The 7,819-nt window shown below is 71.5% G+C and carries 9 protein-coding genes and 1 pseudogene; all 10 read right to left on the bottom strand.

Annotated features, from left to right (window positions below):
* Window positions 1-251 precede the first annotated feature (251 nt).
* Window positions 252-542: a hypothetical protein gene (locus ACZ4U4_RS29675; protein WP_467880658.1), complete on the bottom strand. Its 291-nt coding sequence runs from the start codon at window positions 540-542 to the stop codon at window positions 252-254.
* Between the two features lie 23 nt (window positions 543-565).
* Window positions 566-820: pseudogene (locus ACZ4U4_RS29670) on the bottom strand (transposase); the annotation flags it as partial.
* A 120-nt stretch (window positions 821-940) separates the two neighbouring features.
* Window positions 941-1,321, bottom strand: a complete 381-nt coding sequence (locus ACZ4U4_RS29665) for a VOC family protein (protein WP_467880655.1) — start codon at window positions 1,319-1,321, stop codon at window positions 941-943.
* A gap of 461 nt (window positions 1,322-1,782) precedes the next feature.
* A complete protein-coding gene (locus ACZ4U4_RS29660; RefSeq protein WP_467880653.1) occupies window positions 1,783-2,868 on the bottom strand; it encodes a DnaB-like helicase N-terminal domain-containing protein in 1,086 nt (361 codons plus the stop codon).
* A 99-nt stretch (window positions 2,869-2,967) separates the two neighbouring features.
* On the bottom strand, window positions 2,968-3,546 hold the full coding sequence (locus ACZ4U4_RS29655; RefSeq protein ID WP_467880650.1) for a hypothetical protein: 579 nt from the start codon (window positions 3,544-3,546) through the stop codon (window positions 2,968-2,970).
* A 27-nt stretch (window positions 3,547-3,573) separates the two neighbouring features.
* Window positions 3,574-4,833, bottom strand: a complete 1,260-nt coding sequence (locus ACZ4U4_RS29650; protein ID WP_467880647.1) for a DNA cytosine methyltransferase — start codon at window positions 4,831-4,833, stop codon at window positions 3,574-3,576.
* Window positions 4,830-5,414: a hypothetical protein gene (locus ACZ4U4_RS29645; protein WP_467880644.1), complete on the bottom strand. Its 585-nt coding sequence runs from the start codon at window positions 5,412-5,414 to the stop codon at window positions 4,830-4,832. Before ACZ4U4_RS29645 ends, ACZ4U4_RS29650 begins: the two co-directional genes overlap by 4 nt.
* Complete coding sequence (trpA, locus tag ACZ4U4_RS29640) at window positions 5,407-6,210, bottom strand: tryptophan synthase subunit alpha (protein WP_467880760.1); 804 nt, start codon at window positions 6,208-6,210, stop codon at window positions 5,407-5,409. Before trpA ends, ACZ4U4_RS29645 begins: the two co-directional genes overlap by 8 nt.
* A gap of 105 nt (window positions 6,211-6,315) precedes the next feature.
* Window positions 6,316-7,065: a hypothetical protein gene (locus tag ACZ4U4_RS29635; RefSeq protein WP_467880642.1), complete on the bottom strand. Its 750-nt coding sequence runs from the start codon at window positions 7,063-7,065 to the stop codon at window positions 6,316-6,318.
* Between the two features lie 62 nt (window positions 7,066-7,127).
* Entirely contained in the window at window positions 7,128-7,625 is a 498-nt protein-coding gene (locus ACZ4U4_RS29630) for a hypothetical protein (protein WP_467880639.1), read from the bottom strand.
* Window positions 7,626-7,819 lie beyond the last annotated feature (194 nt).

Genomic DNA, 7,819 nt, shown 5'->3' with positions numbered 1-7,819 from the left:
AAACCAAGAACGGAAGGGGGAGAAAAGGGTGGGGGGGGGGGTGGGGGGGGGGGGGGGGGGGGGAGGAGGGGGGGGGGGGGGGGGGGGGGGGGGGAACCCGCCCCCCACGTCGTCGGACCTCTTTCCTGCCGGAGCCATTCGCATTCTCCTCGCGCAGGTCCGCGGCGGTGTCGTTGGGTGTGGCACGAGTTTGCCGCTCCGTCCGGGATACAAGGGCCCCGGGTTAGCACTCCAGCTGTAGATCCTGCTCTTCATGTCTGGGATGCGGCTTGTCGCCGGTCATGACTGCCGCGTGATCGCGCCTGGTGGCGGCGTCGCCAGGTGGACAAGGCGAGCCGGTGGGCAGGGCCGTGATCGGGTCGGACAACGACGGCGATGAACAGGCGCTGGATCTCGTTGCAGGTCAACGGGATCAGGTCGTCCGGTGCGGGTCGGTGTGCGTATGCGTCGGCGCGGACGACGGCGAGGAAAGCATGGGCCAGCATCGCGAGGGTGACCCAACCGGCCCAGGAGGGGTAGCGGCGGACCTGGTGCTCATCCAATCCGGCCAGCCCCCTTCTCACTTCTCGTCGACAACCAGCACCGTGGCCTCGTCGCGGAGGTGATCGACCACGTATTCACGCACGTCATCACGGACAGCGTCGGCATCCCAGACGGCCCGGCACAGCAGATGCTGCATACCGTGGGGGCCGGCCTCCCCGGCCCACTCCGCAATCGACCAGCAGTTCTTGCGCGGCAGGTCTGACAGCAGCCCCAGCACCAGCCGCCCGGCCCGGCGCCGGGGCTCAACTCGCTTGAACCGGCCGGCGATCCGTCCTATCAGGCCCTCGAACGCCTCCGGCCAACGCGCGGGATCTATGCGGTGACCTGCAGCCACCGTCTCTTCGTAAGTCCACACAACTCGCGATGATCAATGGTGGCCGCACCGTGCGGTGTCCCCCTAACAGTCCCGGACGAGACAGAACGGGTGTCCTGCGGGATCCGCGAAGATGCGCCAACTCCGCTTTCCGTCACCCTCATCGAGCAGTGTGGCGCCCCGTTTGAGGGCCTCTTCCTGAGCTTGGTCCAGGTCCTTGCCCCCCAGGTCGAGGTGGAACTGCTGGGGCCGAGCGGGATCCGGCCACCGGGGCGGCTGATGATCTTCCACCCGCTGGAAGGCCAGCACGAACCCATTGTCGGCGTGGAGCGTCGCCCAGTCGTCGCCCAGCGACCACCGCGGATCCGGCTGGTTCACCACACCGCCGAGAAGTGACTGGTAGAACCGGGACAACTCAACGACATCGGCACAGTCCAGCACTACACACTGCAGCTTGGCGATCATGAAGGGCAGCGTCTCACGACGCCTGATCACGATCTACAGCTGGAGTATTAGGGGGCGTTGTGAAGTAGTCGCCCGGCCGGGGCGGAGGGTGGAGCGGTTGCTTCGCCGGTTCGCGGCAGGCTCGTGCACGGCGGTGACCGCCTGGCCGCGCGGTGGACGCCACGGAGTGAGGCGACGACAGCTATGCGGCTTCTCTCTGCGGTGGATTATGGAGAACCGCGGTGGTAGGGGTGTTGTACTCCGGTTCGCCGCTTTCCAGGACGCGGAGGAGAGAGGCGGTGACGACGCGGGCGGTCCGGCCGATGGTGAGGACACGGCACGGGAAGGTTCCGTGGCGGACGAGGTCGTAACCCTTCGATCGCGAGAACCCAGGGCCTTGGAAGCGTCGGGCATGCTTCCTGTTCCGTTCCATGTGGCTCGGATACGCGTGGGGCTGTACCGGGTGCTGTGTAGCTCGTCTGTCATGAGGTTCGTTTCGTTTTCGCTGTGGTGGTGGGCGGGGGCGTTGCCGTCGGCGGGGGTGGGCGCCCCCGTGCGGCGGGCCGGTGTGTGCCGGGGGCGCGGGGTGGTGCGGTGGCCTGGTGCCAGCGGATGCGGACCGCGTGGAGGGCGGCGGGGGCGCGGCGGCTTCCGGTGATGAGTTGGTGGGGTGTGGTGGCCGGGTCGTCGGTGTAGGCGCGGATGTGCCGGGCGGTGGTGTGGGCGTGGTGGAGCAGCGCGCGCTCGACCACCACGGTGCCCCAGTGCTCCGGGGTGCCGGTGGGGGTGGTGACCAGCGCCATGACGTCGGTGGTCGGCGTCTGGTCGAGGAGTCCGCGGTGCTGGGCTTCCCATAGGACGGTGACGGGGTCGATGGCGTCGCCGCGGTGGGCGAGGGCGGTCAGGCTCCGGTGCACGGCGCCGTGCAGCGGGACGGCGTAGTCGTCCGGGTGGAGCCAGCGCATGTGGTGCAGGGCGTCGGGGTGCGCGGCGAGCGCGGCCAGCAGATCACGTTCGTCGGCCCGTTCGTCATTGGACGGTGTCCGCGGTGGCGGGGCGGGCGTTGGGGTGCGGGGCAGCGATCCGGGGTGCGGAGCGAAGGTGGCGGCCAGTTCGTCGAGTTCGGTGGCGAGGGCATCGGCGGCGGTAAGCGCCGCGGTGGCCGGGTGGGGATGGCGGGTGTCGGTGGCGGCCTGTTCCAGGGTGAGGGCGTGTTGGCGGAGGGTGCGGCGGGCGTGGGCGGCGCGGATCATCCGCGCGTATGCGGGTGCGTGGGCGGGGGCCGGGCAGGTGGCGATGAGGGTGTGGAGGTATGTCGGGGTGACGCCTGGTGCGTGTGCCCGCGCGGCGGCGGCGACCGCGGCCGGCCAGACCGGCGATGCGGCGTGCTCGACCGGGTCGGGAGGGGGGAGGCGCTGCATCACGCCGAACAGGACGCTGTGGGTGTGGTTGTCGAAGTGGTCGGGGGCGAGCGGGGGGAGACCGGGGAGGAGACGGGGGTTGAGGAGGAGGGCGCCGAGCAGGGCTTGCTCGGCGTAGTGGACGGGCCGCACTGCGAACACGTCCACGTCTTCCTGGACCGCGTCGTGTTCATGTGCGGCATCTGCTGGCCGGAGCGGTGACGTCATTGGGGCAAGAGAGCGGGAGTTACGGGAGGGCGGTGCCGGTCAGCGGCGGCCGGCGGTGGGCCCCGGGGAGGTACTGGGGCCGGGTGGCGGAGGCGTAGGGCCGGCCGAGGGGTTGCTCCGTGCGTTCCCGTACGCGTGAGAGGACGCTGTGGTGGTGAAGGCGGGGCTGATGCCGTCGAGTCCGTCGGCCAGGTGCCGGGCGGTGTCCGTGGCGTCCTTCAGCCATTCCCAGGTGTCCCTGGGCAGTCGGCGCCGGTTGGCGTGGTCGCGGGCCCATTCGAGGATCTCGGCGGCGTTGCGAAGCTGATCGGACAACCGGTCGAGTACTGCCTGCTGCTGCTCGCCGTCGCGGGCTGTGTACGTGGCCTGCAGGAGTTCGTCGAGGGCCGTCGGCAGCGGGCGGTCTTCCGGCAGGCCGAAGAGTTCGGAATGCGTCGACAAGGCGACGGCGTTGGCGGGGCCACCACACCCACGGTCGCGGAAGTCGAGGGGAGCAGTGCGGCGCGCATCGAAGCTGATGGTGACGTCGCGGGGGGTAGCGTCCGGGTGCAGGTGGTGGGCCAGGGCGCGGGCAAGATCGTGCGGTGTGGGTACGTCGGAGGGCGTGAGGTCTCCCAAGGCGAGTTATCTGCGGGATCGGTGAGGTCAGGCGGCCAGGACGAAGTCGTCAGGTCGAAGGGCGCGATCGAGGACGTGGGGCGCGAGGAGGTGGCTGGCGAGCAGCGGGGGAACCGCGTTGCCGATCTGGCTGAAGACGGCGCCCTTGGTGCCCTGCCACGGGTAGTCCGCCGGGAAGCTCTGCAGGATGCCGGCTTCGCGGGCGGTGATCCGGATCGGCTCCGGAGCTGGGCTGCCGTTCTCCACATCGGAGGACTCCGCCGGTTCTGCGATCCAGCCGCACTCGTTTGCCCGGTGACCGAAGAACAGCGTGCCAGCAGGCTCGGTCAGCGGACGGACGGTGGCGTTGGTCTGGTTGTTGCTCCGCAGCGACCACTTCCACCGCCCTGCCTGACCAATGCGGTCGGGCGCCGGAACATCGGAGGTCTGGGAGAGGCGGACACCGTGCCGAGCGGCCCGCCTCGAATCCCGGGGCTTCAGCACCGTGTCGAGAGAGACCCAGGTGCCGCGCTCGCGCGCGTCGGACAGCGCCCGGCGGGCGCCGGAGGGGAAGGGTTCGGGGCCGCCGCCGGGCCCGCCGCCCGCGCACACCGTGGGAACGGGGCGGTCGGTGGCGCCCCAGCCGAGCGCCTCGGCCATCGACACCCAGCGCTCCCGCCTGGTCCCGAACAGCAGGTCTGCATCGGGGTGTTGGGCGTGGGTGGGGTCGGGTGGCGCGGCGGTGCGGACGCGGGAGGCGAGCAGGATCGCCCGTCGCCGGGTCTGCGGCACGCCGTAGTTGGCCGAGTTGAGGATGCCCGTCCACACGGAGAAGCTCCAGGAGCGGAGGATGGCGGCGTACTGCTGCCACAGCGGCAGCACGTCGGGGACTTCCTCCATCGCGACCCATTCGGGCTGACCGGCGGCATGCAGTGCGTGGAGGTAGCGCATCGGCTCGGCGGCGAGAAGTGACCGTTCGTCGCGGCAGGCGGTCAGGAGCTGGGCGCGGGTGTCGCGTCCGGCGGCGAGGTCGGCGACGGCGTGGTGGACGAGCGGCTGGTCGATCAGGCCCAGGCGCCGCCCGGCCCTCGACCACGCCTGGCACGGCGGCGACGCGATCAGCCCGTGAACGCGGCCGACCCACGGCCACACCGGATACGCCGCCACGTCCGTCCGGATCGTCAACTGACCTGCAGCAGCACGGGTCTTGCAGGCCCACTCGTCCCATTCGAGCCCGACGTCCCGGACGCCGAGCATGCTCAGGCAGTGGCTCCATCCGCCCGGACCGGCGAAGAGGTCAAGGATCAAGCGACCGACCCGACGGCCCGGGCCGGGTTCTCCGCGTCTTCGCGGCACGCGCAGGGCGGCGGTCCGTCCACGAGACGGAGCTGCTGCTCGCCCGGATCGCCCACCAGGGCCTGGAGGACGGCCTGGAGCGCGGTGGTGTCAGGGGAATGGTGGGGGGCGTGGAAGAGCGTGGGGATGCGGTCGAGGAGGTCGGCTGCGGCAGCGAGGTGCTGCTGTGGGGAGGGGCCGGTCAGGACGACCGGCCCTGCACCGCTGGAGCGGGAGCGGTGGCGCTCGTGTTCGACGGCGCGGGCGAGGGCGGCGGTCAGCTCGGCGCCGGTGTGCTGGGCGGCCTTGGCGATCTGCGCGACGTGGTCGAGGAGCAGCAGGTTCTCGGCGACGTGCTGCCTGGACCTGCTCAGGTCGCGGAACAGCAGCAGCGCGGTGCGCGTGAGGGCGTGCGTGTCGGTGATCTGGGAGGTCAGCGTGTGCGTATCGGAAGGGCGACCAGCACGCAGAGCACGATGGAGGGCGAGCGCGCCGGCGGTGAGGCGGTCGAGTGCTTCGGCCCGCGTGGAGGTGGTGGTGGGGGAGTCAGGCATGGCGGTCCGTGGAGGAGGGCGGGCGGTTCAGGGCCCTGGCGAACTCGGTGACCAGCGGCGGGGCGTGATCGGGGTGGGTGCTCAGGGCGCGGACGAGGGGGGTGCCGATGACGACCGCGTCGACCAGCGGGGCGACGCGGGCAGCGAGGTCCGGGGTGGAGATCCCCACCCCGCAGACCACGGGCAGCGAGCTCACTGAGCGCAGGCGCCGAGTGAAGCCGGCGAGGGCCGGGAGATTGAGTGGACCCTGGTAGCCGGTGGGGGCGGGAGCGGCGGGGGCGTAGAGCCACCCCGATGCTCCGGCGACCGCGCGCGGCAGCGCGCTGTCGGGGGTGTGACGCGGGACGAGACGCGGGGTGCGCAGGCCCGCGGACTTGGCGGCGTCGTACCAGCGGGCGGCGTCGTGATCGGGCAGGCCGACGACCATCACGCCTGCGGCGCCGGCGTCGGCGATCCGGCGCGCTGCGTGCTCGGGGCCGTGACGGCGGAGGGGCTCCCAGTAGGTCATGACGACGGTCGGCCGGAGACCAGCGGCATGTTCGACGGTGCGCAGGGTGCGGGCGAAGACGTTCTCGTCCTGCTGGGGGGCGCGGTGGTAGGCGGACTGGATGACGGGGCCGTCGAGCACCGCGATGTGGTGGGGGAGGCCGACCTCGAACAGGTCGGTGCCGGCCTCGGCGAGACGATCGAGGTGCCGCCGCTCCGCGGTGACCGTATGCAGGCCGGCGGGCACGAATACGCATAGAGCACAACGATGTTGGGTGAGACGAGCGTGGAGGGAGCCGGAGGAGGGCAGGGGAGCCTTTCCCGGTGGACGCGCTGGTCGCTGGGGTCGGCGGCGCCCAGTCGGTGGAGGAGTCGGGCAGCGGCCGGTGCGGTGGTGCCTGGGGGACGCGGGTGATCAGCGTTTTCGAAGGTTGGAGAGAGCCGGGCCCACCCACGGTCGGGGCGGCTGCGGCGCGGCCCGGGCGGTCATGGAGGACGCCAGGGCGCGGCAGCCCTCCGGGGTGAGATGGGGCCGGTCGATCTCGGTGTCGGTGCCCTCGCGGGTGGGGAGGCCACGCTCCTGTGCTGACCGGACCAGATCCGGACCCACGAGCTGGCCATCTGCCGCCGCTGTGCGCGGCCCCATGGCGAGGCTTCCCTGTGCGGCGGCGCGAAGGAGAGCGCGGAACTTGGGGGACAAGGGGTCGGTGTGGCAGCCGCGTGTGTCGGGGATCGTCGTCGCCAGAGTGTCAGCCACGGCGAGAGCGTCGGTGGCGGCCAAGGAGGTGAGGTTGGCGACGATGTTCAGCGCGACCGTCGCCTGCACCGTGCCGGGATGCGGGGGGTCGCGGCCGTCCCGGGCGGCGGTGTGCAGGGCGTCGTGTCCGGCGAGAGCGAGGTGGGCGACCTGCCCGAGACGGGCCACGACCCGGTGGTGTGAGAGGCGGGTGGCATGGTCCGTGGCCCGGTCGCGTAGCGGGATGAGGTCCTGGGCGATGCCGAGCGCGGTGCGTACGTTGCACCGGATGTGTTCCGCCTGGACCTCCAGGGCGATCGCAGGTACGGGGCGGTTCAGGGGAATGAGAGCGAGGGCCTCCTGGCAGCGGACGGAGTCGTCGGCGAGGTGCAGGAGGTTGCGGATGGCGAGGGCGGCGGTGTGGGGCATGAACGGCCTTGGGTGGGGTCGGCGCGCGAGGGCGCGGCCGGGAGGCGGTGCGCTGGGCTCGGTTATCGCGTCGGTCCGGTCACCGGTGCCGGATATCCCGTGGTGCCGGAACGGGAACGACCGTCGGTCGGTTGAGCGGGCTGGGCGGAGGGTGAGCTGAGTCCGCGGGCCTGCGAGACGGCCGTGACGTAGTGGGGCAGCAGGCGGTCGATGACGCGCCAGGCGGCTCGCGCCGGGGCGGGCGGGACCGCGACTGCGGGCGGGGCGGGAACGCGGTCGGCCGTGTCCTCGTGGATGTCGGCGGGGACGATGGGGCTCACGAGGAAGCGCGATCGGTGGGGCATGAGATAGAGCCCCAGCCCCAGGGGGCCGTGGAGGACCGCGTGCTCGCCCCGCGCAGGAACGGGGGGACGATCATCGAAGGGGTGCCGCCAGAGTTCCACCCGGCCGACGGCCGCGAGAGAGCCGTGGCGCAGGTGGCTGTAGACCCACACGCCGGGAAGCCGGGCGGCAAGACCACGGGTGCACAGTTCGAGGGAGGAGATATCGGGGTCGGTCATAGGCATGTGCTGGTGAAAGTGGATCGGGTCTGCTTGATGGTGCGGTGCAGGTAGGGGCTGCCGGCCAGGGGGGAGCGGACCGGGGGATCACGACCCCGCCCTTAGAACTCCTATCGGAATGACTTCAGGCGTCGCCAGCAGATGAGCGCGCATCCGAGGGTGAGGAAGGCTTCGTGGATGTCGTCGCGTATCTC

It is taken from the genome of Streptomyces sp. NPDC029159 (assembly GCF_055564055.1).
The sequence above is the reverse complement of the archived record's forward strand: the minus strand, read 5'-3'. Positions and strand labels throughout refer to the sequence as shown.